This window comes from Rahnella sp. R3(2024), from assembly GCF_042920125.1.
GTDB lineage: Bacteria > Pseudomonadota > Gammaproteobacteria > Enterobacterales > Enterobacteriaceae > Rahnella > Rahnella rivi.
This window is the reverse complement of sequence record NZ_JBHGBU010000001.1, coordinates 95631-122614: the sequence shown is the minus strand read 5'-3', so window position 1 is coordinate 122614 and position 26984 is coordinate 95631. Positions and strand designations below refer to the sequence as shown.

General features: G+C 56.3%; 18 protein-coding genes. 16 read left to right on the top strand and 2 right to left on the bottom strand.

The window, feature by feature from the left end; all coding sequences use genetic code 11:
- Positions 1 to 27: 27 nt before the first annotated feature.
- The 10 genes from ABSH60_RS00465 (at position 28) to ABSH60_RS00420 (ending at position 11692) form a co-directional block, all read left to right on the top strand.
- On the top strand, positions 28 to 1095 hold the full coding sequence (locus tag ABSH60_RS00465; RefSeq protein WP_056770197.1) for a porin: 1068 nt from the start codon (positions 28 to 30) through the stop codon (positions 1093 to 1095).
- Between the two features lie 284 nt (positions 1096 to 1379).
- Positions 1380 to 2390, top strand: a complete 1011-nt coding sequence (dgcN, locus tag ABSH60_RS00460; protein WP_390972226.1) for an N-acetyltransferase DgcN — start codon at positions 1380 to 1382, stop codon at positions 2388 to 2390.
- On the top strand, positions 2390 to 3355 hold the full coding sequence (dgcA, locus tag ABSH60_RS00455) for an N-acetyl-D-Glu racemase DgcA (protein ID WP_056770202.1): 966 nt from the start codon (positions 2390 to 2392) through the stop codon (positions 3353 to 3355). Before dgcN ends, dgcA begins: the two co-directional genes overlap by 1 nt.
- Before the next feature lie 30 nt (positions 3356 to 3385).
- Positions 3386 to 5272, top strand: a complete 1887-nt coding sequence (locus ABSH60_RS00450) for an ABC transporter ATP-binding protein (protein ID WP_217203530.1) — start codon at positions 3386 to 3388, stop codon at positions 5270 to 5272.
- 40 nt (positions 5273 to 5312) lie between these two features.
- Entirely contained in the window at positions 5313 to 6875 is a 1563-nt protein-coding gene (locus ABSH60_RS00445) for a glutathione ABC transporter substrate-binding protein (protein ID WP_122095171.1), read from the top strand.
- Between the two features lie 76 nt (positions 6876 to 6951).
- Positions 6952 to 7872, top strand: a complete 921-nt coding sequence (locus ABSH60_RS00440) for an ABC transporter permease subunit (protein ID WP_056770212.1) — start codon at positions 6952 to 6954, stop codon at positions 7870 to 7872.
- 9 nt (positions 7873 to 7881) lie between these two features.
- Entirely contained in the window at positions 7882 to 8793 is a 912-nt protein-coding gene (locus ABSH60_RS00435; RefSeq protein ID WP_390972222.1) for an ABC transporter permease subunit, read from the top strand.
- Positions 8794 to 8827: 34 nt separating this feature from the next.
- Positions 8828 to 9967 carry a P1 family peptidase gene (locus ABSH60_RS00430; protein ID WP_390972220.1) on the top strand — a complete coding sequence of 380 codons (1140 nt, stop codon included), beginning with the start codon at positions 8828 to 8830 and terminating at the stop codon, positions 9965 to 9967.
- Positions 9967 to 10788: a M55 family metallopeptidase gene (locus ABSH60_RS00425; protein ID WP_390975642.1), complete on the top strand. Its 822-nt coding sequence runs from the start codon at positions 9967 to 9969 to the stop codon at positions 10786 to 10788. The genes ABSH60_RS00430 and ABSH60_RS00425 overlap by 1 nt, the downstream gene beginning before the upstream one ends.
- 7 nt (positions 10789 to 10795) lie before the next feature.
- Complete coding sequence (locus ABSH60_RS00420) at positions 10796 to 11692, top strand: LysR family transcriptional regulator (RefSeq protein ID WP_056770220.1); 897 nt, start codon at positions 10796 to 10798, stop codon at positions 11690 to 11692.
- Between the two features lie 898 nt (positions 11693 to 12590).
- On the opposite strand, the gene phoA is transcribed toward ABSH60_RS00420, so the two are convergent.
- Positions 12591 to 14015: an alkaline phosphatase gene (gene phoA, locus ABSH60_RS00415; RefSeq protein ID WP_390972218.1), complete on the bottom strand. Its 1425-nt coding sequence runs from the start codon at positions 14013 to 14015 to the stop codon at positions 12591 to 12593.
- A 350-nt stretch (positions 14016 to 14365) separates the two neighbouring features.
- Positions 14366 to 18340, bottom strand: a complete 3975-nt coding sequence (gene putA, locus ABSH60_RS00410; protein WP_390972216.1) for a trifunctional transcriptional regulator/proline dehydrogenase/L-glutamate gamma-semialdehyde dehydrogenase — start codon at positions 18338 to 18340, stop codon at positions 14366 to 14368.
- A 531-nt stretch (positions 18341 to 18871) separates the two neighbouring features.
- Here putA and putP point away from each other — a divergent pair.
- From putP to phoH, 6 genes are all read left to right on the top strand, one after another.
- Positions 18872 to 20356, top strand: a complete 1485-nt coding sequence (putP, locus tag ABSH60_RS00405; protein ID WP_136375077.1) for a sodium/proline symporter PutP — start codon at positions 18872 to 18874, stop codon at positions 20354 to 20356.
- A 260-nt stretch (positions 20357 to 20616) separates the two neighbouring features.
- The gene (gene efeU, locus ABSH60_RS00400; RefSeq protein WP_122095183.1) at positions 20617 to 21468 is read left to right on the top strand and encodes an iron uptake transporter permease EfeU; all 852 of its coding nucleotides are present in this window, start codon (positions 20617 to 20619) and stop codon (positions 21466 to 21468) included.
- 45 nt (positions 21469 to 21513) lie between these two features.
- On the top strand, positions 21514 to 22653 hold the full coding sequence (gene efeO / locus ABSH60_RS00395; protein WP_390972213.1) for an iron uptake system protein EfeO: 1140 nt from the start codon (positions 21514 to 21516) through the stop codon (positions 22651 to 22653).
- A 58-nt stretch (positions 22654 to 22711) separates the two neighbouring features.
- The gene (efeB, locus tag ABSH60_RS00390; protein ID WP_056770238.1) at positions 22712 to 24007 is read left to right on the top strand and encodes an iron uptake transporter deferrochelatase/peroxidase subunit; all 1296 of its coding nucleotides are present in this window, start codon (positions 22712 to 22714) and stop codon (positions 24005 to 24007) included.
- A 176-nt stretch (positions 24008 to 24183) separates the two neighbouring features.
- Entirely contained in the window at positions 24184 to 25455 is a 1272-nt protein-coding gene (locus tag ABSH60_RS00385) for a chloride channel protein (protein WP_390972211.1), read from the top strand.
- Between the two features lie 715 nt (positions 25456 to 26170).
- The gene (gene phoH / locus ABSH60_RS00380; RefSeq protein ID WP_056770246.1) at positions 26171 to 26959 is read left to right on the top strand and encodes a phosphate starvation-inducible protein PhoH; all 789 of its coding nucleotides are present in this window, start codon (positions 26171 to 26173) and stop codon (positions 26957 to 26959) included.
- Positions 26960 to 26984 lie beyond the last annotated feature (25 nt).

Genomic DNA, 26984 nt, shown 5'->3' with positions numbered 1-26984 from the left:
TATAAAAAAATCAAGGAAATTTAAATAATGATGAAGCGCAGTGTGCTGGCCTTAGCGGTCTCTTTAATTGCAGTGGGTTCAACCGCAAATGCAGCCGAGATTTATAATAAAGACGGTAATAAACTGGACCTCTACGGTCGCGTGACTGCCAAGCATTATTTCTCCGACGATAAGAGTTCTGACGGCGATTACACTTATGCGCGTCTGGGCTTCAAGGGTGAGACTCAAATTAACGATACACTGACCGGTTATGGCCAGTGGGAATATAACATTCAGGCTAACCACGCTGAATCTCAGGGCGACCTGGGCAACAAAACCCGTCTGGGCTTTGCGGGTCTGAAAGTGAAAGACTTCGGTTCCATCGACTACGGCCGTAACTACGGTGTGGTATATGACGCACTGGGCTTCACCGATATGCTGCCAGAGTTTGGTGGTGATACCGCTAACTCCGATAACTTCATGGTTGGCCGTTCTAACAGCCTCGCCACTTACCGTAACCAGGACTTCTTCGGTCTGGTCACCGGTCTGAACCTGGCCTTGCAGTACCAGGCTAAGAACGAAAACGACGGTCGCGCGTCCAACAAAGCGAACGGCGACGGTTACGGCGCATCCATCGATTATGAAGATATCGCAGGTTCAGGTATCGGCGCGGTTATCGCAGGTTCTTCCTCTGACCGTACCAATGCACAAGCTAACTCTGCCATCGGTGGCGGTGATAAAGCCTCTGCATGGGCAACAGCTCTGAAATACGATGCTAACCAGATTTATCTCTCTGCAATGTATAACGAAACCCGCAACCTGGCGTCTATCCCAGGCGGCTTCGCTAACAAAACTCAGGGTTATGAGTTAGTTGCACAGTACCAGTTTGAAAATGGTCTGCGTCCGTCAATCGGTTACGTGCAGTCCAAAGCGAAAGATGTTGAAGGCGTGGGCGATGCTGACCTGGTTAAATACTTCGAAATCGGCGCAACCTACTACTTCAACAAAAACATGTACACCTATGTTGACTACATGATCAACCAGATCGATGACAACAACAAACTGAGCGTAAGCTCTGATGACATCGTTGCTGTAGCACTGACTTACCGCTTCTAAGTTAGTGGACAAAATTATTACCCCATTCTGTGTCTGAAAAAGGTAATCGCAAAGGCAGAGTTCATTGGCTCTGCCTTTTTTTATGCCTGCAATTCCCCGTTTTGTCTGTCAGCCTCTCCGGCTAAGCCACTTTTAATAACCACTTTAAATTCAATAAACTAAACCTATAGCCTCAGGTTATACCCCCTCGCCAAACAAGTATTCGTCACCCGTGTCTGCGCATGGAATAGTCTGTGCACGCACCACCAAAACACATTCTAAAAAATCTCAACGGAGAAACTGACATGCAGCAAATACCGATGCCGTACCTGTTATTCCTCGGCGATGTGATGGACCCGCTGGCCGCTAAAACAGCGCGCGGCATTCACGTTTGGCGCCCTGAATCTTGCGTCGGACAAATTCGTCTGGCGACGGACTCGGTGTCCCTCGGATTACCGGAAATGGATATCGCGTCCGCGAAAGCGCAGGGCGCGAAAACCATGGTGCTGGGCACGGCCAACTCCGGCGGAAAACTGCCTAAACACTGGATCGATTCCATCAAAACGGCGATCCGCGCCGGGATGAACGTCGCGAACGGTTTGCATCAGGGCCTCAATGATATTCCTGAACTGGTCGAACTGGCGGCAGAACACCATGTTGAGCTGTTCGACGTGCGCCATATGCGCCCTGAGCTGGACACCGGCACCGGCATTCCACGCAGTGGTAAACGTATTCTGACCGTGGGGACAGACTGCTCGGTCGGCAAAATGTACACCTCACTGGCGCTGGAATCGGCCATGCGCGAGCTGGATCTGAACGCTGATTTTCGTGCCACCGGCCAGACCGGGATTCTGGTGGCCGGTGCAGGCATTGCGATTGATGCAGTGATTGCCGATTTCATCTCCGGCGCGGTGGAGCTGTTAGCCCCCGCCAACGACGACAATCACTGGGACATCATCGAAGGTCAGGGCTCGCTGTATCACCCGTCTTTTGCCGGTGTCAGCATGGGCCTGATCCACGGTGCGCAGGCCCATTTATTAGTGATGTGTCATGAACTGGGCCGCCCGCACATGCGCCATCTGCCGCACCAGTTTATGCCGACGCTGCGTCAGTGCCTCGACACCAACCTCGCCGCAGCCCGCCTCACCAGCCCGGACGTCAGGATCGCCGGTTTCTCCCTGAATACATCCGGTGTGAGTGAAGAAGAAGCTATCGCGGCGCTGGCTGACATCAGCGAAGAATTTGGCGTACCGGCCACCGATCCGGTGCGTTTTGGCATCAAAAATATCGCGCAATGGATCAGGGACAACGGCTGATGACTGAGATGAGTTTTGGTGCCGTGGAGTTACCGCTGGCAAAACCTTTTGTGATTTCCCGCGGCACCCGCACCGCCGTTACCGTGGTGCGGGTCACGCTGACCGACGGCGAATTCAGCGCCACCGGTGAATGCACGCCGACGGCGCATTATCAGGAATCAGCCGACAGCGTGGGTGAACAACTTGCCTTTATCCGCCCGCAGGTTGAGCAGGGTCTGAGCCGCGACGCACTGCAACAGGCGTTACCGGCCGGTTCCGCGCGCAATGCCCTTGATTGTGCAATGTGGCGTCTCGATGCGGCAAAACAGGGCAAGAGCGTCTGGCAACTGCTTGATATGGCGGCACCGGTGTCGGTGATCACCGCAGAAACGCTGAGTCTGGATACGCGGGAAAACATGGCTGCCGCGGCCGCCGTGGCGGTCGCCGGTGGTGCGAAATTGCTGAAAATCAAACTCGACCGTGACGAGATCGTCGAAAAAGTGGCGGCCATCCGTGCGGCGGCACCGCAGGCGACGCTGGTGGTGGATGCCAACGAATCCTGGCTGGGTCTGGATCTCGAAAGCCTGTTTCTGGCACTGCACGAATTTGGCGTTGCGATGATCGAACAACCGCTGCCTGCCGGTAATGATCAGGATCTGGTGCGTTGTTTGCATCCTGTACCTGTCTGCGCCGACGAGAGCTGCCATGTCAGCGCGGATATTGCCGGGCTGGCGGATCGTTACGAGATGATCAACATCAAGCTCGACAAATGCGGTGGCCTGACGGAAGCGCTGGCGATGACCGCGCAGGCGCGGCACCTCGGCCTGCGCATCATGGTCGGTTGTATGCTCGGTTCCTCGTTAGCGATGGAAGCCGCGCTGCCGGTGGCGGTGCAGGCTGAGCGTGTCGATCTCGATGGCCCGATCTGGCTGGCGCAGGACGCCGAACCGGCATTGCGCTATGAAAACGGCGAAGTCTGGCTTTAACTGTTCAACTTATAAAGGAGGCGTTTATTGATGACAGTGCCCATTTTGCAGATTAACGATTTGTCGGTGACGTTTTCCGGCCGGCAAGGCAAAACGCAGGCGCTGAAAGGCGTTTCCTTCTCTATTAATAAAGGTGAAGTGGTGGCGGTGGTCGGCGAAAGCGGCTCCGGTAAATCCGTCACGTCCCTGAGCGTGATGGGATTACTGCCGGATTCGGCGCACATCGACGCAGGCAGCATCGATTTTATTGGCCGTAATGGCACGCGCCATGCGCTGACCGCATTGTCTGCAGAAGCGCGCCGAAAACTGCGCGGTCAGGAAATGTCGATGATCTTCCAGGAGCCGATGACCTCGCTCAATCCGGTGCTGCGCGTCGGCGATCAGCTGACAGAGGGCTTGCTCGATCACGGCATGGCGACCAAAGCCAATGCGCTGATCAAAGCCCGCGAACTGCTGAAACAGGTACGCATTCCGGACGTCGAACGCATTCTCAAATGTTATCCCCATGAACTCTCGGGCGGTATGCGCCAGCGGGTGATGATTGCCCAGGCACTGGCCTGCGACCCGGCATTGCTGATTGCGGATGAACCCACTACCGCGCTCGACGTCACGGTGCAGGCGCGCATTCTGCAAATTCTGCGTGATCTGCAACAGGGCACGGATATGTCGGTTCTGTTCATTACGCACGATATGGGCGTGGTGGCGGAAATCGCCGATCGCGTGGTGGTGATGTATCAGGGCAAGGTGGTGGAGCAGGGCAGCGTGACCGAGATTTTCGCCAACGCGCAGCATCCTTATACCCGCGCATTGCTCGCCGCCGTGCCAAAACTGGGCGATATGCAGGGGCTGAAATGGCCGCGCCGTTTCCCGTTGCTGAGTACGCAGGCAGGTGCCGTCATGACGGCTAAAAATGCGGCAGAAAAGCAATCGGTTGCAGGTGATGAGCCTCACACTTTACTGGCTGATGACGACCAGAAGACCGCCAATTACGATGCACCGCCTCTCCTCGACGTGCGCGGACTGCGTGTCTGCTACCCGATCCGCTCCGGTGTGCTCTCGCGCATTACCAAAGAAGTTCACGCCGTTGAACAGATCGATTTCTCCATCTGGCCGGGGGAAACGCTGGCGCTGGTGGGTGAGAGCGGTTGCGGTAAATCCACCACCGGACGCGCAATTTTGCGGCTGGTCGGCAGCGAATCCGAAAGCATTCATCTTCAGGGCAAAGAAATCACCCTGATGCGCGACACGCCGTTTCAGGCGGTGCGCCGTCAGATTCAGATGGTGTTTCAGGATCCGTACGCCTCGCTTAATCCGCGTCTGACCGTCGGATTTTCCATTGCTGAACCCTTGTTGCTGCACGGCCTGAAAAAATCGCTGGCCGAAGCCACCCCGACGGTAAACCAGTTGCTGAAAAGCGTCGGGCTGGATCCCTCGTTTGCCCGGCGTTACCCCCACGAATTCTCCGGAGGGCAGCGTCAGCGCATTGCTATCGCCCGCGCGATGGCGCTGCAACCGCAGGTGATCATCGCGGATGAAGCGGTGTCCGCGCTGGATGTATCGATTCAGGCGCAGGTGGTCAATCTGATGATGGATCTGCAGCGCGATACCGGCGTGGCCTGGCTGTTTATTTCACACGATATGGCGGTGGTGGAACGCATCGCCAACCGTGTGGCGGTGATGTACAGCGGCCAGATTGTTGAGATTGGGCCACGGGATTCTGTGTTTAGTAATCCTCAACATGCATATACCCGACGCCTGCTCAGTTCCGTGCCGGTGGCGGATCCGACGCAGCGCGCGTTGCGTCAGTTTGACGACGTGGAAGTGAAATCGCCGGTGCATCCTGCCGGTGTACAGATAGAAAAACTCAGGTACAGCCAGGTTTCCCCGCATCACTGGGTGGCGGAACCGCAGGCATAACGATCTTTCTTTTCTTTTTTGCAACACACAGGAGAAGTACATGCATTCGACATTTCTTGGTAACACCCGGGTTTTCCGTAAAACGCTGATGGCTGCCGGTCTGGTGCTGTGTTTCGGCGCTACGGCTGAGGCGAAAGACCTGCGCATTTCCATGTATGCCGACGTGACCGGTTTTGATCCGCACGACACCACGGATACGCTGAGCTATTCCATTCAGAGCGGTATTTTTGAACGCTTATTCCAGTTCGACAGCAAAATGGCCGTCGTGCCGGTGCTGGCGACGGATTACACCAGCAACAGCGATGCCACCGAGTTTACGATCAACCTGCGTCACGACGTGACCTTCCAGGACGGTACGCCGTTCAACGCAGAGGCGGTGAAAATCAACCTCGACCGCCTGGCGGATCCGGCCAATCATCTCAAACGTAACTCGCTGTTCAGCATGATTAAATCCGTAGATGTGGTGACGCCTTATCAGGTCAGGATCACCCTGAATAAACCCTTTGGCGCGATGATCAACACCCTGGCGCATCCGTCTGCGGTGATGCACAGCCCGGCGTCGCTGAAACAGTATCCGAACGAGCAGGATCTGAGTGTGCATCCGGTCGGCACCGGTCCGTTTAAGTTTGTGGAATGGCAGCAGGGCAAAGACGTCAAGCTGGTGAAATACGACAACTACTGGCAGAAGGGCTGGCCGAAAGTCGATTCCGTGACGCTGTACCCGACGCCGGAAGATTCCACGCAGGTGGCGAAACTGAAATCCGGCGGTGTGGAAGCCGTTTATCCGCTGCCGTCCGATCTGGTGGACACCGTGAAGAGCGATCCTAAGCTGGATATTTCGCAAAATCCGGGCATCTACCTGTATTACATCGCGTTTAATACGCAGAAAAAAGAGTTCTCCGACGTGCGTGTCCGTCAGGCGATCAACTATGCCGTTGACCGTAACCTGTGGCTGAAAGTCGGGTTCGCCGGAATGGGGTCGCCTTCAACGTCGCCGTTGCCGAAAAACGTTCAGTTCTACCAGAAGCAAAACACGCCGGATTACAGCTACAACATCGCCAAAGCCAAAGCGCTGATGAAAGAGGCCGGTTATGAGAAGGGCTTCGATGTGGAAATGTGGAGCTCGAACAAAACTGACCGTATCCGCAGTGCGCAGTTCCTGAAACAGCAGCTGTCGCTGATTGGCGTGCGGGTGAAACTGGTGCCGATGGATTCCGGTTCACTCAACCAGCGTCTGTGGAGCACCCCGAAACCGGCGGATGCCAAAGTGGAAATGTATTACGGCGCCTGGTCGGCGTCGACCGGTGATGCAGACTGGGCGCTGCGCCCGCTGTTTGCCACCGAATCCTGGATCCCGTCGGCGTATAACGTCTCTTATTACAGCAACAAGCAGGTGGATGCGGCGATCACCGCCGGCCTGCAAACCGCCGACATCGCCAAACGTCAGGCCGCTTACGCGGATGCGCAGAAATTGCTGTGGGCTGATGCCCCGGTGGCCTTCCTTGGCGTGCCGGACAATCTGGTCGGAAAGAGCAAAGATCTGACCGGCGTCTACATGCTTGCTGACGGTTCGCTGATCTTTAATCAGGCACAGTTTAAGTAATTTTTTTAATTAACTCTCTCCCCTGCAAAGGGGAGGAGTAAGCACTTCTCCCATTCAGATTCAGGGAAACGTATTTATGCTGACCTATTTTATCCGCCGGATACTGGAAATGATCCCCGTTTTACTGGTGGTGTCGTTACTGGTGTTTGGCTTTATCAAGCTGCTGCCGGGTGACCCTGCGCGTATTTACGCCGGACAGGATGCGCCGATCGAGGCGGTTGAGTCAGCGCGACAACTGCTTGGCCTCAACGATCCTTTGCCCGCGCAGTACTGGCACTGGCTCGATGGCATGGTGCACGGCGATCTGGGCACGACTTACCGCACGCGCCAGCCGGTGTTAAACGTGATTCAAAGTGGGTTTATGCCAACGCTGCTGCTGGCGCTGGCGGGCTTCGCATGGTCTGTCGTGCTGGGGCTGGTGATTGGCGTGGTGTCCGCACTCAAGCGCGGAAAATGGCAGGACTGGACGCTGATGAGTATGGCCGTCGGCGGGATTTCCATGCCGCCGTTCTGGCTCGGGTTGCTGCTTATCCAGTTTGTCGCCATGCCGTTCGGGCTCTTCGCGGTCAGCGGATTTAACCAGCCGACCGACATCATATTACCAGCGATCACCCTCGGTTCTTCGGTGGCGGCGGTGATGGCGCGCTTTACCCGTTCGGCGTTTCTCGACGTGGCGCAGGAAGACTATGTGCGCACCGCCAGGGCAAAAGGCCTGCGTGCGCGGCTGGTGACCTGGAAACACATCATGCGCAACGCGCTGATCCCGATCATCACCATGCTCGGTTTGCAGTTCGGTTTTTTGCTCGGCGGCTCGATCATTGTCGAAAGCGTGTTCAGCTGGCCGGGATTAGGCTGGCTGCTGATCGAATCCATCAAAACGCAGGATCAGCCGGTGATTCAGGCGCTGGTGATGCTGTTCGTGTTTGAATTTATTCTGATAAATCTGCTGGTTGACCTGCTGTATGCCGTAGTCAACCCCGCTATCCGTCTGCGTTAGGAGCTGCACATGACCGAACTCGTCTCTGTGCTGGAAGAAACCACACCGGCTGCGGTTATCGCGCATAACGACGATATCCGTTCACCGTGGTACGACTTTTTTCACACGTTTTTACGCCACCCGATGGCGCTGGTTTCCGGCGGATTTATCCTGCTGCTGGTGTTGGTGGCCGTGTTCGCGCCGTGGCTGGCGCCTTATGACCCGATGACGCCGGACTGGATGGCGCTCGGCGTCGGGCCGACGGCGGAACACTGGTTCGGCACCGATGATCTGGGCCGCGATGTGCTCAGCCGCATCATTTTTGGCGCGCGGATCTCACTTTACGTCGGTATTTTCTCGGTCACGCTTGGCATGATCGCCGGGGTATTGCTGGGGTTGCTGGCGGGCTATTATGGCAAATGGCTCGATATGCTGATCATGCGCGGCTCGGACGTACTGTTCGCCTTTCCGGGTATGTTGCTGGCGATTGCGGTGGTGGCGATCCTCGGCCCCGGTCTGAATAACGTGATTATTGCAGTCGCGGTGTTCAGCGTGCCGGTATTTGCCCGCATCGTGCGCGCCGCCACATTATCGATCAAACAAAGTGCTTACGTCGAAGCGGTTCGCTGCGTCGGCGCGCCGGACAGGGTGGTCATTTTGCGCCACATTCTGCCGGGCACGCTGTCGAACGTGATTGTCTATTTCACCATGCGCATCGGAACCAGTATTCTGACGGCGGCCAGCCTGAGCTTTATCGGGCTTGGCCCGGAGCCGGATGTCCCTGAGTGGGGCAATATTCTGGCAATGAGCCGCAATATGATGATGGCGGGAAAATGGAACGTCAGCGTTTTCCCCGGGCTTGCGATATTTCTCACAGTCCTGGCATTTAATCTGCTCGGCGACGCGCTGCGCGATACGCTGGATCCTAAACTGAAGAAATAGTAAAACTGACTTAACCCGCTGAATTGGAAGAGTGATGCATCCGCAAGCCCCTGAACATGATGAATTCACGCAACAGGCGCTGGCCGCGTTGCTGCACCGCTGGCGCACCACGCGCCAGATCTTTCGCCCGCGATATGCATGCGGCGCCACCAACGCGATCACTGACGTTGACGGCGTGACCGTCGGTCACAGCACGCTGGCGGCGGGAAACGTGCAGACCGGCGTCACCGCGATTGTGCCGCCGGGGGACACGCTTTATCAGCATCCGCTGCCCTGTGGCGTGGCGGTGCTCAACGGATTTGCCAAACCGATGGGGCTGATTCAGCTGATGGAACTGGGCGAACTGCAAACCCCGATCCTACTCAGTAACACTTTCGCCACCGGTGCGATATTCAACGCGATGATCGCCCGCAGCTGCCAGCAATTTCCACAGATTGGCCGCCCGGATGCGACCATCAATCCGGTGATCCTCGAGTGCAATGACTTCTACCTTAACGACATTCAGGCCATGGCGGTGTGTGAAGATGACGCGTTAACGGCCATCGACAGCGCAGCAACGTCTTTCGCCCGTGGCAGCGTCGGTGCCGGACGCGGCATGAGCAGTTTCGGCCTGAAAGGTGGGATTGGCACCGCTTCCCGCTGGTGTGAAGAACTGAATGCCACGCTGGGCGTTCTGGTGCTGGCGAACTTTGGCAAACTCTCAGAACTGACGCTCGACGGTGTACGGGCGGGCGAGGCGATCGCGCAGGTTTTACCGCAACTTGCCCCGCAGGTTGACGCCGGTTCGGTGATCATCATCATGGCCTGCGACCGTTATCTCGACAGCCGCCAGCTCTCGCGCATCGCCAAACGCGCCGGTGCCGGGTTAGGTCGCCTTGGCAGTTACTGGGGGCACGGCTCGGGGGATATCGCGCTGGCTTTTTCAACTCAGCGTGACAGTGTCACGTTATCCGACGGTGCGCTGGAACCGCTGCTGGCGATGGCGGCGGACGCCACCGAGCACGCGATCATTGATGCCTTACTGAGCGCAGAAACGGTCTGTGGATTCGACGGACACTACCGGCTGGGGTTAAGTGACGTATTAGATAATCTGGCGAACTCGCCTGGCGCCTTCCCCTCTCACGAGGAGAACGCCGGGGGAGTCTGGTCACCCAACCAAATAGGGAACGAATGATGAAAGTATTTATCTCTGCAGATATTGAAGGGATCGCGGGCGTGATGCGCCCTGAACAATGCAGCCCCGGCAATGCGGATTACGACGCCGCCCGTGCGCTGATGGAAGGGGAAGTCAACGCCGCCATTGACGGTGCCTTTGCCGGTGGGGCGATGGAAGTGACGGTCGCCGACAGCCACGCGATGATGCAAAACCTGCGCGCCGATAAAATCGACCCGCGCGCCCGTCTGGTGCAGGGTAAACCGCGCGGCCTGTCGATGGTTGAAGGGCTGCAACAACAGCAATACGATGGTCTGATGTTTGTCGGTTTTCACACCGCTGCGGGCGAAAACGGCGTACTGGCGCACACCATCAATGGCCGCGCTTTTTACCGCGTCAAACTTAACGGCAACGTAGTCGGCGAAAGTGATTTATACGCCGCCGCCGGGGCTGAACTGGGCGTCCCGCTGTGGCTGGTGACCGGCGATGACCATCTCGAGACCTGGATCCACAACCATTACCCGGAATCGCAGTACGTCTGCGTAAAACGTGCGATTTCGGCGAACGCTGCCGAATCAGACAGCCCGTCCATCGCCTGCGCAAAAATCCGCAAACAGGCGACGATTGCCGTCAGCAAACCCGCGCCCCTCACCGCCGGGCGTTTCAGCGCGCCGTATCATCTCGAGCTGATGACGGCCCGACCGGTACTGGCGGATTTATTCTGCCTGATCCCCGGCGTTGAGCGTCTTGATGCGGTGACCGTCGGTTATCACAGCCCGACGGTTGCGAACATTATCAGTCTGTTAAGTGCCTTCTCGTACTTAGCGACCACGCAGAAATAGGGCCGTAATGCGCTTACGCCACATTGAAGTGTTTCAGGCGGTTTTACAGGCGGGCAGCGTCAGCGGCGCGGCGCGTCTGCTCAACGTTTCGCAGCCCAACGTCAGCCGGGTGCTCAATCACGCCGAACAGCAACTGGGTTTCACGCTGTTCGACCGCACACCTCAGGGGCTGATTGTGACACCGGAAGGACGCAGGCTGATGCCGGAAGTGGAGGCGTTGTTCAGCCATATTCAGGCCATCGGCGCACTGGCGGAACAACTGCGGCAGGGCGAAGGCCAGCATGTGCGTATCGGCTCGGCGCACGCGCTGGGCCACAGCGTGATGGCGCCGGTGCTGGTGGATTTTCGCCGCCAGACACCGGGCGGCAGTGTCGAACTGGTGACCGGGCATTTCAATACGCTGAGCCAGGATTTGCTGCAATACAAAATGGATTTCGCGCTGGCCTTCGGCGAACCCGCGACACAGGAGCTGGTTTCCGAGTCGATTTACCAGGCCAACATGGTGGCGCTTTTACCGAAGGATTCCCCGGTCGAAGGCCCCGTTTCGCTGGCGTGGCTGTGTGAAAATGAATTACTGATGCTGCAACAGCAGGATCCGCTCGGGCTGGTGCTCAACCGCGTCCTGCGCGAAAACGGCCTGACCCCGCAATCTTCGCTGCACATAAAAACCTACTCAGTGATCGCCGACATGGTGCTGGCCGGTGGCGGCGTCGGCGTGGTCGATACTTTTACCGCCCGGCGATATGTCGATCAGCTGAAGATCTGCGAAGTGCTCGAACCGCTGCCGTTTGAAGTGATCCTGCTCAACCGCCGCGACCAACCGGTATCGCAGGCCGCGCTGAAGCTTAAACAGCTGATTCGCAGGAAATTATGGGAGTTGGGGAATAGCGGGGTGTTGTCGTAGGTTGATAGCGTGGGGTGCCACCCACATGGGCTGTGGGTTGCCATCCACTCGGGCTTAAGGTCAAGTTCAAGTTCAAGTTCAAGTTCAAGTTCAAGTTCAAGTTCAAGGTCGTGGGCGTCGGCCCACACCGACTTGGGGGGCGGCATATCGCCGCCGCCCCCCAAGACCCCCCGGGCTCTTTAACTTCGCGCTGCCGCTGGCAGGCTATGTTTCAGACACTCCTCCTATTGCCGCAAAATCCCGCCGCTTCGCGGTGCCCTCCGCTCGGGTTACAACCCGCGCAAACAGACGCGCGGTTTTCCACCGCTCCCTCCGGCGTGATTTTTGAGCGCGGCCACTGGCTATGTCATTCAAAAGATCATAGAGACTTAAGTTTTGAATTAAAAAGTCGAAAACGGTGCCACTCCCTCCGGCGTGATTTTTGAGCGCGGCTAATGGCTATGTCATTCAAAAGATCATTGAGACTTAAGTTTTGAATTAAAAAGTTGAAAACGGTGCCACTCCCTCCAGCGTGATTTTTGAGCGCGGCCAATGGCATTTTTAAAGTCGAACGATGTATTTGGTTGTGCTTTTCTCTTCCCACTTCGCAGGAGGAGAATAAAAACCTTCGTTTTACATAGCCTCTGGCCGCGCTCAAAACGACGTCGAATGAACGGTGAGAAACCGCGAGGGTGTTTTTCCGAGCGGGTTCGAACCTGAAATGAGAGGACCGCGCAGCGGCGGCGTTTGCGGCAATAGCCGGAGCCGCTGGAATATAGCCCGCGAGCGATAGCGCGCAGTGAAAGAGCCCGGGATTCTTAAGGGGGGCGGCGATAAGCCCCCCTTAAGGCCGGTGTGGGTGGCAACCCACGGTCTTGACCTAACGCCCGTTTAGGCGACGAACGTTACCGTTCTAATCTCATTGAATCCCCATTGCTCCCTTCATGGTGAAGAAAAGATCAGTCTGATCGGTCAGGCCCACCACATTCCCTGCGTGCGGACCGAACGCGGCAACGCGCAGTTGCGTGCCGGTGTGGCCCTGGGAATCGTCTTCTGAGTTGCCGTAACTGATGGTCATCGGTGCGCCATCTTTCGTGGTCAGCGTTTGTGTCAGACCCGGCGCTTTGGCGTCGGTTTCGATGATCTGGCTGGAATGCGCGTGGTCGGCGGTGACGATAACCAGCGTGTTGCCGTCCTGACGGGCGAACTCCAGCGCTTTTTGCACGGCTTCGTCTAAATCAACGGTTTCACCAAACTGTCCGCACGGGTTCGCGGCGTGATCCTGTTTATCAATCGATGCGCCTTCAACCTGCAGGAAGAAACCCTTTTCATTGGTTTTCAGCAGATCGATGGCTTTTTCAGTCATGGCGGCAAGCGTCGGGATATCCGCAGTTCGCTGCGGGTTGGCTTCGCAGGTGACGGCAGGTTTATCAATGTTGCCGTGATACGAGGCTTTCGGACCCTGCCAGCGTACCGGCATGTTGCCTTCGGAGAACAGGCCGAGCACCGGTTCTTTCTGGTCGGCTTGGGTTACCGCGCTGAGCTCACCGGCGTTTTCCACCCACACATATCCCTGCGCCAGCGCCTGATCTTTCAAGGATTTGCCCTGGAAATCACCGGCTTTAGCCAGCTGGCTGAAGGATTTTCTGCCGCCACCCAGCGTCACATCGGCGCGCGTCTGCAATAACTGTTCGGTGATGGAGCCACGGCCGCCGTTTTCCAGCGCGTTAGTGGCGCATTTCTCAGTGGTTTCTTGCGGACCGTAACATTTACGGGAAGTGACGTGGGCAATTTGCGCGGCCGGGGTGGCGTCCTGTAATTCGGCGGTCGACACGTTGCCGGTGGCTTTTCCGGCGGCTTTCGCAATTTCAAGGATTGTCTGGTGATCCTTACCGTTTACATCCACGCCAATCGCGCCGTTATAGCTTTTCACGCCGGTGGACCAGGCGGTGGCTGAAGCGGCAGAGTCGGTGACGTAGTCAGGTTTTTGCGTTTTCTTATCGAGAGAATAATGGGTGTACTGGCCGGTCAGCGGCAGGGCGTCGATGCCTTTGAAATAACCGCCTGCGCCTTCCGCGTAATTTCGCGCCGAGGTGATTTCAGAATCACCCATGCCGTCGCCGATCAGCAAAATAACGTTTTTGACCGTTTTGTCAGAAAGCGAGGCTTTCAGCGCGGCTGTCTGATCACCGCTGAGACGGCGTGCGCCCCCTTGTTCGGTCAGGACGCCTTTTGCCGCACGGTCGGTCAGTACGCTGTTTTCATCAGCGAAAGACCCGGCAGAAGCGGAAAGCAGCAGGGCGGCAGCGATGGCGCGGGCGAGCAGAGATACAGGTTGTTGCATTGTCAAAACTCCTTTTAATAAAGCGAAAGAAATACAAATACACAGTTTGATTTATTTTGTTACTGGCAGGGTAAGTCAGAGGGATGACGGATTTATGACAGAGGAGACAGATGTTGTGGCTGGCGGGCTACGTGTCGGGGGTTGCGTCACATGCGGGGGGCACAGAACACGTACGTGGTGTCCGCGGTAGCGCATGTTTGAAAAAAACGTGGGAGATCAAAGAGGGAGGCACTTTCCTCCCTCTCTGGCGTTGTCGGCACAACGGGTTAAGCGATCACTGCAACTGAGAAACCGACACTGTTTCGGTCAGGGTTAAAGGCCGCCATTGCAGCGGCCAGTTATATCAACCCTCACCCGATGGTCATCAGACTCGCATTTCCTCCCGCCGCGGCGGTGTTCACACTCAATGAGCGCTCGTGAAGCAGGCGCTCCAGCAACACATTGTCATCGCCGCGCGCAAAGCCCTGCACTGACACAATGGCGCCAGGGCGGTTGGCGATAATCTGACACAGTTCCCGCAGCTGGTCGGCGTCGCCGTGGTAGATGACCGCATCGAAGACCGGCGCATCGTTTTGCCAGTCTTGTGCGAAGTCCACGCGTTCCTGTACCGCCCCGGGTAACTGGCTGAACAGTTCGCGCTGTAACGGCGCTTCCGGCCACAGGATCCGGCAACCGGTCGCGGTGATGGCGGCAAGCTGGAGCAGGGCGTCGGCCTGATTATCGGCCAGTGCCAGAACACGTTCGCGGGGTAACAGGGCGTAGGTGTTGCGTTCACCCGTTGGCCCCGGCAGGGTGCGCAATGTGCCGCCCTGGCTGCTTTCGGCGAAGCGCGTGCAGACGTCGATAAAGGCGGCCGGTTGCTGGCTGCGGGTTGCCCACTGTTGCAACGCGCGGTGCGGTGCAAGCAGCGCGTCGCGCACGGACGTGTCCAGCGGCAGATCGCGATCCTGACGCAGCAAGGTTTGTTGCACGGCAAATGGCGGACGGCTGCTGAGCAGGCGATAAAGATAAAGCGGGCCGCCCGCTTTCGGGCCGGTGCCGGACAAGCCTTCGCCGCCAAACGGCTGTACACCAACCACAGCGCCAACCATGTTGCGGTTCACGTACATGTTGCCGACGTGCGCCTGCTGGGTCACACGGTGGATGGTTTCGTCGATGCGGGTGTGAATGCCCAGCGTCAGGCCGTAACCGGCGGCATTAATCTGACCGATCAGCTTATCCAGATCCTGACGGGCATAACGCACCACGTGCAGTACCGGGCCGAAGATCTCTTTCTTCATCTCATCAAAGCTTTCCAGCTCGATAAGCGTCGGTTTTACAAAGGTGCCGCGGTTCCATTCCTGCTGATCAGCCGCCAATTCCTGCGTGGCCTGATACACCGTGCGGCCTTTGGCGCGCATGGCATCGATATGTTTTTCAATACCGGCTTTGGCATCGGCGTCAATCACCGGCCCGATATCGGTAGACAGGCGTTCCGGATTGCCCATGCGGCATTCGGCCATGGCACCGCGCAGCATCTGCAGGGTGTGATCGGCCACGTCATCCTGAATGCAGAGCACGCGCAGAGCAGAACAACGCTGACCGGCGCTGTCGAAGGCGGAGGCCACCACGTCCATCACGACCTGCTCGGTCAGGGCGGAGGAATCGACAATCATCGCATTCAGGCCGCCGGTTTCGGCGATAAGCGGCGTCGGACGCCCCTGCGGATCGAGTCTTCCCGCAATGTTGCGTTGCAAAATACCCGCCACGTCGGTGGAGCCGGTGAACAGCACGCCGCGAACGCGTTCGTCATTGACCAGCTGCGCACCGACGGTTTCGCCTTTGCCCGGCAGCAGTTGCAGTACCCCGGCCGGAACCCCGGCTTCGTGCAGAATACCGACGGCAAGCGCCGCAATCAGAGGCGTTTGCTCCGCCGGTTTTGCCAGCACGCTGTTGCCTGCGGCCAGTGCGGCGGCGATCTGACCGGTGAAAATCGCCAGCGGGAAGTTCCACGGGCTGATACACACCACCGGGCCGAGCGGACGGTGCGTGTCGTTGGTGAAATCTTCGCGGATCTGGCCGGCATAGTAGTGCAGGAAATCCACCGCTTCGCGCACTTCGGCGATGGCGTTATTAAAGGTTTTTCCAGCCTCGCGCACCAGCACGCCAAGCAGACTTTGCAACTGCGCTTCCATCAATTCTGCACCGCGTTGCAGGATTGCGGCGCGCTCTTCGGGAGGCGTCGCAAACCAGATGGCGCCAGCCGTGGCGGAAGCGTCCAGCGCACGGCTGATTTCCGCTTCTGTGGCTTCACGCACGTGCCCGACGATGTCGGTATGTTCAGACGGGTTGATGACCGGCAAAAATTCACCGTCGTCAGTGGGCGCATCGATCATCGGCTGTGCGGTGATCGTATGGCTGGCGCTTTGCAGCAGGGCGCTGGACAGCGAGGCCAGACGGTGCTCGCTGGACATATCCAGCCCGGCAGAGTTGACGCGTTTATCGCCGTACAAATTGCGTGGCAGGGCGATGCGCGGGTGCGGCAATCCGACCTGTCCTTCCGTGGCGGCCAGCGCTTCAACGGCCAGAACCGGATCGGCGATCAGTTCGTCGATTGGCAGCGTGGCATCGGCGATGCGGTTGACAAAAGAGGTGTTAGCGCCGTTTTCCAGCAGGCGGCGAACCAGATAGGCGAGCAGCGTTTCGTGGGTGCCGACCGGGGCATAGATGCGGCAAGGGCGGTTGAGCTTTCCTTCGGCAATTTTACCGACAACCTGCTCGTACAGCGGTTCGCCCATGCCGTGCAGGCACTGGAATTCGTACTGACCCGGATAATAGTTGTTACCGGCCAGCTGATAAATGGTAGCGACGGTGTGGGCATTGTGGGTGGCGAACTGCGGATAAATCAGGTTCGGCACGGCCAGCAGTTTACGGGCACAGGCCAGATAAGAGACGTCGGTGTAAACCTTGCGGGTGTAGACCGGATAATCGTCCAGCCCGTCCATTTGGGCGCGCTTGATTTCACTGTCCCAGTACGCGCCTTTTACCAGACGGATCATCAGGCGGCGACGGCTGCGCTGCGCCAGGCTGGTCAGGTAGTCGATCACCATCGGACAGCGTTTCTGATAAGCCTGGATCACAAAGCCGATACCGTTCCAGCCCGCCAGTTCCGGCTCAAAGCAGAGTTTTTCCAGCAAATCGAGGGAGATTTCCAGACGATCAGCCTCTTCGGCATCGACGTTGATGCCGATGTCATAGCTGCGGGCCAGCAAGGTCAGCGACAGCAGGCGGGGGTAAAGTTCTTCCATGACGCGTTCGTACTGCGCACGGCTGTAGCGCGGGTGCAGGGCGGAAAGTTTGATGGAAATGCCGGGGCCTTCATAAATGCCACGGCCATTGGAGGCTTTACCGATCGCGTGGATCGCCTGCTGGTAAGAGTGCAAATAGGCCTGTGCGTCTTTTTCTGTCAGCGCGGCTTCACCCAGCATGTCGTAGGAATAACGGAAACCTTTATCTTCGTGCTTGCGGGCATTGGCCAGCGCTTCGGCAATGGTTTCGCCGGTCACGAACTGTTCGCCCATCAGGCGCATCGCCATGTCCACGCCTTTGCGGATCAGCGGCTCGCCGCCTTTACCGATAATGCGGCTGAGAGATTTAGACAGGCTGGCTTCGTTGTGCGTGGCCACCAGTTTTCCGGTGAACAGCAGACCCCAGGTGGCGGCGTTGACGAACAGCGACGGGCTGCGGCCCAGGTGAGAGTGCCAGTTACCGTTGCTGATTTTGTCGCGGATCAGCGCATCGCGCGTCGGTTTATCGGGAATGCGCAGCAGGGCTTCCGCCAGACACATCAGCGCCACGCCTTCCTGCGAGGAAAGGGAGAACTCCTGCAACAGGCTTTGCACCATACCGGCACGGCCATTGGCGCTCTTCTGGTTACGCAGTTTGGTGGCGATGTCGGCAGCCAGTTTCTGCGCCGCGTCATGAAGTGGCGCAGGTAAACGCGCCTGTTCGAGCAGCATGGAAACGGCTTCCGGCTCAGGGCGGCGATAGGCGGCGGTGATAGCGGAGCGGCTGACGGACTGCGGCTGGATCTGCTCGGCGAAATCGAGGAAGGGCTGATGCGATTCCTGAACCGTCAGCGGCGGGGTATCCTCGGCGTTTTCAGCCGCAGCGCCGTTCAGCGAAGGGATTTCCGGCAGCGCGTCGCCATTTTCCAGCCGTTCAAGATAGGAAAAGATCGCCTGTTTAATCAGCCAGTGCGGCGTGCGGTCAATTTGCTGTGCGGCCACTTTAAGCCTGTCGCGCGTGCCTTCGTCCAGCTTCACGCCCATCGTCGTCATACCCATGCGCCAATACTCCATATAAAGAGGTTCAGGTGATTTCATTATGTTTATGGCAAGCAATATCTTCTATGTTGCAACCTTGTGCAACCTCATTCACGCATGAAGTCTGCCTGATGTGATTTGGCTGGCATTTTTAACATCTTAACAACCGCGCTGACCTCACAGAGGCCGCTGTGCGGGTTCCTTTGTGATGCTGTGGAGGGTGCAACCTTTGCGTCTGTAACGTGCAACCGGTTATCAGAATAAGTGTGATGGAGCGTGAAGTTTGTGTATCTGATTTGTTAATTATCTTGAATTCAATGGTGTGCTAAACCAGTATCCGCCCGACAGGAAATTTGAATAAAAACCCGATTACCCACCTGTAAAAAGAAAAAATATGGAGAGTAATGCTGCATCCTTTACGGGTTTCAGCCATCATCTCGCCCCGGCATGAGCTTGACCGCGTTTATCGCCGCGTCAGGACAGACAGGTGCCGGCCTGCATGGAATATGCATCGCTCATAAGCACGACAAATAACAAGAAGTGGAGAAAACAATGACAATGAACACACCGATGCTGGTGACGTTTTGTGTTTATATTTTCGGGATGATTTTGATTGGACTCATCGCGTATTTACGGACCAAAAACTTTGATGATTATATTCTGGGTGGCCGCAGTTTAGGCAGCGTGGTGACCGCGCTTTCCGCCGGGGCGTCGGACATGAGCGGCTGGCTGCTGATGGGATTGCCGGGGGCGATTTTTATTTCCGGCATTTCCGAAAGCTGGATCGCCATCGGCCTGACCATCGGCGCGTATCTGAACTGGAAACTGGTGGCGGGGCGTTTACGTGTGCATACCGAAGCCAACAATAACGCGCTGACCCTGCCGGATTACTTTACCCATCGTTTTGAAGATTCCAGCAAACTGCTGCGCATTATCTCGGCGGTGGTGATCCTGGTCTTTTTCACCATCTATTGCGCCTCCGGCATCGTGGCCGGTGCACGTTTGTTTGAAAGTACCTTCGGCATGACCTACCAGACCGCCTTGTGGGCGGGTGCGGCGGCAACCATCATTTATACCTTTATCGGGGGCTTTCTGGCCGTCAGCTGGACGGACACCGTGCAGGCCAGTCTGATGATTTTTGCACTGATCCTGACGCCGGTGATCGTCATCCTCGCCGTTGGCGGTATTGATACCTCAATGATGGTCATTCAGGCTAAAAACCCGCAATACACCGACATGTTTAAGAACATGAATCTGGTGGCTATCCTGTCGCTGCTGGGCTGGGGGCTGGGCTATTTCGGCCAGCCGCACATTTTGGCGCGTTTCATGGCGGCGGATTCTCACCGTACCATTCGCAGCGCGCGCCGCATCAGCATGACGTGGATGATTCTGTGTCTGGCGGGCACCATCGCGGTCGGCTTCTTCGGCATTGCGTACTTCAGCAATAATCCGGGCCAAGCGGGGAACGTGACGCAAAACGGTGAGCGCGTGTTTATCGAACTGGCGAAACTGCTGTTCAATCCGTGGATTGCCGGTGTTTTACTCTCAGCTATCCTGGCTGCGGTGATGAGTACGCTGAGTTGTCAGTTGCTGGTGTGCTCCAGTGCTATTACCGAAGACCTGTATAAGGCGTTTCTGCGCAAGGGCGCGAGCCAGCGTGAGCTGGTGTGGATTGGTCGTCTGATGGTACTGGTGGTGGCGCTGGTGGCGATTGCGCTGGCGGCAAACCCTGAAAACCGCGTGCTGGGTCTGGTGAGTTACGCCTGGGCAGGCTTTGGTGCGGCATTCGGGCCCGTTATCCTGATCTCGGTGATGTGGAAACGCATGACCCGCAACGGCGCGCTGGCCGGGATGGTGGTCGGTGCCGCTACCGTGATTTTGTGGAAACAGTACGGCTGGGCCGAGCTGTATGAAATCATCCCCGGCTTTATCTTCGCCTCGCTGGCTATCTGGATTGTCAGCCTGACCGGCAGCAAGCCGTCAAAAGCGGTTGAAGAACGTTTCAACACGGCGGAAGCCGAATATAACAGCATCTGATTTTCGCCCCGGCGGTGAATCAGACAGTGACCTCACGGAGCCTTCAGGGCTCCGTTTTCTTTTACGGCACCCTGTATCCGGGGTGCTGAAACAACCGGCAATATTTTTTCGTGCGCTTTTCCCCTCCCGTGCTCAAAAAACAGCATGTGGCCTCTTGTATTTATCTCGCCAGGAATGATAATCACTATCGTTTCGATTTTACTTTTCTTTACAGAGTGCTTGCACAAACTGTAAGTCATTTGTTCTACGGGAGTTCCGCTATGTTCGTTCCGTTTCTCATTATGTTCCGCGAAGGGCTGGAAGCCGCGCTTATCGTCAGCCTTATCGCCAGTTATCTGAAACGGACGCAGCGCGGGCAGTGGCTCGGCGTGGTCTGGATTGGCGTGATTGTGGCGGCAGCATTGTGTCTGGCGCTGGGTATTTTCATCAATGAAACCACCGGCGAGTTTCCGCAAAAGCAGCAGGAGTTGTTCGAAGGCATTGTGGCGGTCGTGGCCGTCTGCATTCTGACCTACATGGTGTTCTGGATGCGTAAGGTGTCGCGTTCAATCAAAGTACATCTGGAAGGCGCGATTGATAACGCGCTCAACTCCAGCCGCGGGCAGGGCTGGGCGCTGGTGGCGATGGTGTTCTTTGCGGTAGCACGCGAAGGGCTGGAATCGGTGTTCTTCCTGCTGGCGGCGTTCCAGCAAGACGTCGGTATCGAAGCGCCGATTGGCGCACTGCTCGGCCTGGGCGCGGCGATCGTGCTCGGTTTCCTCATCTATTACGGCGGCGTGAAGCTGCATCTGGCGAAATTCTTTAAATGGACCAGCCTGTTTATTCTGTTTGTCGCCGCCGGTCTGGCTGCGGGTGCCATCCGGGCGTTTCACGAAGCAGGGTTGTGGAACCGTATGCAGGATATCGCCTTTGACCTGAGCGGGACGCTCTCCACGCACTCTTTGTTCGGAACCCTGCTGGAAGGCATGTTCGGGTATCAGGAAGCGCCGACCGTCAGTGAAGTTGCGGTGTATTTCCTGTATCTGATCCCGGCGCTGTTCCTGTTCTTTATGCCGCAGAGCAAATCGCCTGTGGCCGCTGCGGCATCTGCCGGGCACAAAACACAACGCTGATTTTACGTTAATTGTCTCTTCACACAGTTTGTCATGGAGTGGTACATGTCCTATTCATCCCCGCTGTTTCGCCGTAAAGCTTTACAGATTGCACTGTTGTCTCTGCCCGCTTTTGCGCTGAGCGCCAACGTGCTGGCTGCTGATGTTCGTCAGGTAAAAATTACCGTTAATGATAAACAGTGTGAACCGATGGCGCTGACCGTGCCTGCCGGTAAAACGCAGTTTGTCGTGCATAACGCCAGCCAGAAAGGTCTGGAATGGGAAATTCTGAAAGGCGTGATGGTGGTGGAAGAGCGCGAAAATATCGCGCCAGGTTTCACCCAGAAAATGACGGCTAACCTGGAACCGGGCGAATACGACATGACCTGCGGACTGCTGAGCAATCCAAAAGGCAAACTGACCGTGACCGCAGAAGGCGCAGCGGCCGCCACCAAACCGGACGCCATGGCGCTGGTTGGCCCGATTGCGGAATATAAAGTCTATGTGACCCAGCAGGTGGGTGAACTGGTTTCCCACACCAAAGCGTTCACTGAGGCGATTAAAAAGGGCGACCTGAAAAAAGCGCAATCCCTGTACGCTTCCACCCGCGTTTATTACGAGCGCATTGAGCCCATCGCCGAACTGTTCTCCGATCTGGATGGCAGCATCGACGCCCGTGAAGACGATTTCGAGAAAAAAGCGGAAGACCCTAACTTCACCGGTTTCCACCGTCTGGAGAAAATCCTCTTCGCCGATAAAACCACGAAGGGCACCGAGAAATTTGCCGATAAGTTGTACGCCGATACGGTGGATCTGCAAAAACGCATTACCGATCTGACCTTCCCGCCAAGCAAAGTGGTCGGCGGGGCAGCGGGACTTATCGAAGAAGTGGCATCCAGCAAAATCAGCGGTGAAGAAGACCGTTACAGCCGCACCGACTTGTGGGATTTCCGTGCCAACCTCGATGGCGCTCAGAAAATCGTTAACCTGCTGCGTCCGTTGCTGGAAAAAGCCGACAAACCGTTGCTGGATAAAATCGACGCTAACTTCAAAACCGTCGATACGCTGCTGGATAAATACAAAACCAAAGACGGTTATGAGAATTACGAAAAACTGTCTGATGCAGACCGTAACGCAATGAAAGGGCCAATCACCACCCTGGCAGAAGATTTAGCCAAACTGCGTGGTGTTCTTGGTTTAGATTGATTTTTCAGCGCCTTTCCCCTGACCGGGACGGGCGCTTTTAAATTTCCGAGGCAGAGTAATGAGTCATAAAAACAATAATCAGGATGACGTTTCTTCTTCACGCCGCAGTTTGCTCAAAGGCGTGGGATTGTTAGGCGGGGCATTTGCCCTGGGCGGCGCATCCACTGTGCAGGCCGAAAAAACACCCGGTGCAAAACCAGAGTACACGCCAGGTACGGTGTCCCCGGACGAACGCTGGGGCAGGCAGCCTTATTATGGTGAACATCAGGCCGGTATTCTGACGCCACAACAGGCGTCGATGATGCTGGTGGCGTTTGATGTGCTGGCGACAACGAAGGCCGATCTGGAACGTCTGTTCCGGCTGCTCGACACCCGTTTCAGCTTCCTGACCACCGGTGGCACCGCGCCTTCTGTGGATCCTAAATTCCCGCCGATGGATTCCGGCGTCATGGGCAGCGAGATTTATCCGGATAATCTCACCCTGACGCTCTCCGCCGGTGATTCCCTGTTCGATGAACGTTTTGGGCTGGCCGCGCACAAGCCGCTGAAACTTCAGCGCATGGCGCGTTTCCCGAACGATTCTCTTGATGCCAAACTTTGCCACGGCGATTTGCTGCTGCAAATTTGCGCCAACAACAGCGATACCGTGGTTCATGCGCTGCGTGACATCATCAAATACACGCCGGATTTGCTCAGCGTGCGCTGGCGCCGCGACGGGTTTATTTCGTCCCACGCTGCGCGCAGCCAGGGCAAAGAAACGCCGATCAATCTGCTGGGCTTCAAAGACGGCACGGCCAATCCTGACAGTAAAGACAAGGCGCTGATGGACAAAGCCATCTGGGTTACCGCCGATCAGGGCGAACCCGCGTGGACCGTCGGCGGCAGCTATCAGGCCACCCGGATTATCCCGTTCCATGTCGAATTCTGGGACCGCACGCCGTTGCAGGAGCAGCAGACCATCTTTGGCCGCCACAAGGCCACAGGTGCGCCGCTGGGCATGGAAAAAGAGCACGACGTGCCGGATTACACTAAAGACCCGGAAGGGAAGGTGATCCCACTGGATGCGCATATTCGTCTGGCTAATCCGCGCACCAAAGCCACTGACGATAATCTGATGCTGCGTCGTGGATACAGCTATTCTCTGGGCGTCACCAATTCCGGCCAACTGGAGATGGGCCTGCTGTTCGTCTGCTTCCAGCACGATCTGGAAAAAGGCTTTCTCACGGTACAAAAACGCCTGAACGGCGAACCGCTCGAAGAGTATATCCGCCCGACAGGCGGCGGTTTCTTCTTCACGCTGCCAGGTGTGCAGGATGAGAAACATTATCTCGGGCAAACGCTGATCGAGGCGTAATGCTTGCTCCTCCTTCCTGCCGGAAGGAGGAGTCCCGCTGTGCGTTGTGACCACGCGATTGTGACCACGCGATTGTGAAAAATTTGTTGTGGAAAATGCCCTCTGGCTGATGCGCGGTTTAACTGAGTTTGTGTAATCTGTTCATCTAACATCAACAGAATCAGTGAAACCCTGACATGCCCCAATTGAATCCTCCCGCAGAAACCAGCCCGTTATGGCGGCTGACCGCAGCCACTTTGTGTACCGGCATTCTGGCCGGTCTCGGCGGCATGCTGCTGGCGCTGCTGCTGCATTTCATCCAGCACCTTGCGTTTGGCTATAGCCCCGACTTTATCATCAGCAACGAAAGCTTTTTACAGGGTGTCAGCGAGGCAACGCGCTCGCGGCGTCTGGCGGTGCTGGTCTTGTGTGGCGCCGTGGCGGGGTTCGGCTGGTGGGCGCTTTACCGCTGGGGCAAGCCGCTGGTCAGCATTGCGGCGGCGGTGAAATCTGATCAACCGCGTATGCCTCTTGTCAGCACCACGCTCCATGCGTTGCTGCAAATTATTACCGTGGCGCTCGGTTCGCCGCTCGGGCGAGAAGTCGCGCCGCGCGAGATCGGGGCGGTGTCTGCCAGCTGGCTGGCCGGGCGGTTCAGCCTGACGGTGCGTGAAACGCAGATCATGATTGCCTGCGGGGCAGGCGCCGGGCTGGCGGCGGTGTATAACGTACCGCTGGGTGGCGCGGTGTTTGTACTTGAAGTGTTGCTCGGCGCGTTCAGCTGGCGGTTACTGTTACCGGCTATCGCGACTTCCTCCATTGCGGCGCTGGTGGCGTGGATCGGGCTTGGCAATGAATCGCAGTATCATCTGATGCAACTGAATACCACGCCCTCACTGATGGTCTGGTCAGTGGTGATGGGGCCGGTATTTGGCGTGGCCGCATACGGGTTTACGCGCATGACCAATCGCGCAAAAGCGCAGGCACCGCGCGATGCCCGGCTGATTATTTTCAATCTGCTGAACTTTGCGTTCATCGGCATTCTGGCGGGCTGGTTGCCGCAATTGCTGGGCAACGGGAAGGGGCCAGCACAGCTGAGTTTTGATAATCAGATCACCGTGGTGCTGGCGGCAACGGTGCTGACCGGCAAACTGGTGATCACCTGGAGTACGCTGCGCGCCGGTGCGCAGGGCGGATTGCTGACGCCAGGGCTGTCTAACGGCGCGCTGCTGGCCTGTATTCTGGGTGCCGTGTGGAATATGTTCTGGCCCGGCACCTCGCTTGGCGCCTTTGCCATTATCGGGGCGGCGGCGTTTCTGGCCTCTTCAATGAAAATGCCGTTAACTGCCGTGGTGCTGATTATGGAGTTTACGCGGGTTGATCATGACTTTTTAATTCCGATCCTTTTCGCCGTCAGCGGGTCGATCGCCTGCTTTACCTTATGCAGTAAAATCAGCGGGGAAAAATAACCTGAGGGAGGATCCCAAAAAGATCCTCAAGATCCTGTTGACGAAGACTACAAATTTTTTTACATTTTAGTAACGCATTTATTTCAGCTGTCATTATACTGAAATCATAGCGCGATAGTTTTTGAGTGGTACGGTAAATAGGTTTTTGAGCAGCACTGTAAAAGGTTTTTCTGAGTGTACGGCCAATGCCGTTAATAACACTGCGGGGAGCGCGAATGGTAAAGTCCTTGTTTGGGCTGGTGAGAGTAAATAACAGGCTTCACTCATTCACTCGTTGTTGTCGCGTCACTGCAAACGAGGGCAAGGCTTCCGACTCTTTATTATTCCGTCACGCATTTTCAGCATATTCCTATCTTTCTTCACTGATGTTTTCATCCACGCAACAACAACCCTGTTCTTTAACTGACTCTTCTTCTCCTAAATCCGGGAGACTCTTTCACACTGGTGCGAACAGCATTGGCTTTAATTCTGGCAATTTTATTGTGCGGGTCAGCGGTTTGTCATTATTGACATTCAGTTCATTACTGACAATGCCTCTTCGTGAAAAGAAAACAGCCAGGAGATTATTTCTTAATCAATGGGATCGATTTTCCTCTTCACGTTATTCATTGGCTTCAATTGGTCTAAAAGGAGACCAAAACCTCATTTGTGAGTGAAACATAACCGTGCGGGAAACCGCCTTAGCGTTAAGTGAATCAAACTGTAAGGTGCCACTATGGGAAGACAGAAAGCAGTGATCAAAGCTCGCCGTGAAGCAAAACGAGTCATTCGTAGCGACTCACGCAGTCACCGCCAGCGCGAGGAAGAATCTGTGACATCACTGGTACAGATGGGCGGTTTGGAATCGATTGGAATGGCACGGGATACACGCGACCACTCCGTAATCGAAGCACGTACCGAAGCTCAAGGTCATTACTTATCAGCCATAGAGAATAAGCAGTTAATTTTTGCCACGGGTGAAGCCGGTTGCGGCAAAACTTTCATCAGCGCTGCGAAAGCAGCTGAGGCATTAATTCACAAAGAAATCGACAGGATTATTGTGACACGTCCGGTATTGCAGGCCGATGAAGATCTCGGTTTCCTGCCAGGCGATATTTCAGAGAAGTTTGCCCCTTATTTCCGCCCGGTCTACGACATCTTATTACGTCGCCTGGGATCTTCATTCCTGCAATATTGTTTGCGGCCGGAAATTGGGAAAGTGGAAATTGCGCCTTTTGCTTACATGCGCGGACGCACTTTCGAAAACGCAGTGGTTATTCTGGATGAAGCGCAGAATGTCACCGCCAGTCAGATGAAAATGTTCCTGACCCGACTGGGTGAAAATGTGACGGTGATTGTGAATGGTGATATTACCCAGTGTGATTTACCACGTGGCGTAGTATCAGGGCTCAGCGATGCATTATCCCGTTTCGAAGAAGACGAAATGGTGGGCATCATTAAGTTTGGTAAACAGGATTGCGTGCGCTCTGAGTTGTGCCAGAGAACGCTGAATGCTTACTCATAATTAATTCCCCATAAATGACCGAATT

Bases quoted from the DNA above. Each gene is read 5' to 3' on its own strand.
- ABSH60_RS00445 (WP_122095171.1), top strand. From the start codon at position 5,313: ATGCATTCGACATTTCTTGGTAACACCCGGGTTTTCCGTAAAACGCTG.
- phoA (WP_390972218.1), bottom strand. From the start codon at position 14,015: ATGCAACAACCTGTATCTCTGCTCGCCCGCGCCATCGCTGCCGCCCTG.
- putA (WP_390972216.1), bottom strand. From the start codon at position 18,340: ATGGGTATGACGACGATGGGCGTGAAGCTGGACGAAGGCACGCGCGAC.
- efeU (WP_122095183.1), top strand. From the start codon at position 20,617: ATGTTCGTTCCGTTTCTCATTATGTTCCGCGAAGGGCTGGAAGCCGCG.
- ABSH60_RS00425 (WP_390975642.1), top strand. From the start codon at position 9,967: ATGAAAGTATTTATCTCTGCAGATATTGAAGGGATCGCGGGCGTGATG.
- ABSH60_RS00385 (WP_390972211.1), top strand. From the start codon at position 24,184: ATGCCCCAATTGAATCCTCCCGCAGAAACCAGCCCGTTATGGCGGCTG.
- ABSH60_RS00430 (WP_390972220.1), top strand. From the start codon at position 8,828: ATGCATCCGCAAGCCCCTGAACATGATGAATTCACGCAACAGGCGCTG.
- efeO (WP_390972213.1), top strand. From the start codon at position 21,514: ATGTCCTATTCATCCCCGCTGTTTCGCCGTAAAGCTTTACAGATTGCA.
- putP (WP_136375077.1), top strand. From the start codon at position 18,872: ATGACAATGAACACACCGATGCTGGTGACGTTTTGTGTTTATATTTTC.
- ABSH60_RS00435 (WP_390972222.1), top strand. From the start codon at position 7,882: ATGACCGAACTCGTCTCTGTGCTGGAAGAAACCACACCGGCTGCGGTT.
- efeB (WP_056770238.1), top strand. From the start codon at position 22,712: ATGAGTCATAAAAACAATAATCAGGATGACGTTTCTTCTTCACGCCGC.
- ABSH60_RS00465 (WP_056770197.1), top strand. From the start codon at position 28: ATGATGAAGCGCAGTGTGCTGGCCTTAGCGGTCTCTTTAATTGCAGTG.
- dgcN (WP_390972226.1), top strand. From the start codon at position 1,380: ATGCAGCAAATACCGATGCCGTACCTGTTATTCCTCGGCGATGTGATG.
- phoH (WP_056770246.1), top strand. From the start codon at position 26,171: ATGGGAAGACAGAAAGCAGTGATCAAAGCTCGCCGTGAAGCAAAACGA.
- dgcA (WP_056770202.1), top strand. From the start codon at position 2,390: ATGACTGAGATGAGTTTTGGTGCCGTGGAGTTACCGCTGGCAAAACCT.
- ABSH60_RS00420 (WP_056770220.1), top strand. From the start codon at position 10,796: ATGCGCTTACGCCACATTGAAGTGTTTCAGGCGGTTTTACAGGCGGGC.
- ABSH60_RS00450 (WP_217203530.1), top strand. From the start codon at position 3,386: ATGACAGTGCCCATTTTGCAGATTAACGATTTGTCGGTGACGTTTTCC.
- ABSH60_RS00440 (WP_056770212.1), top strand. From the start codon at position 6,952: ATGCTGACCTATTTTATCCGCCGGATACTGGAAATGATCCCCGTTTTA.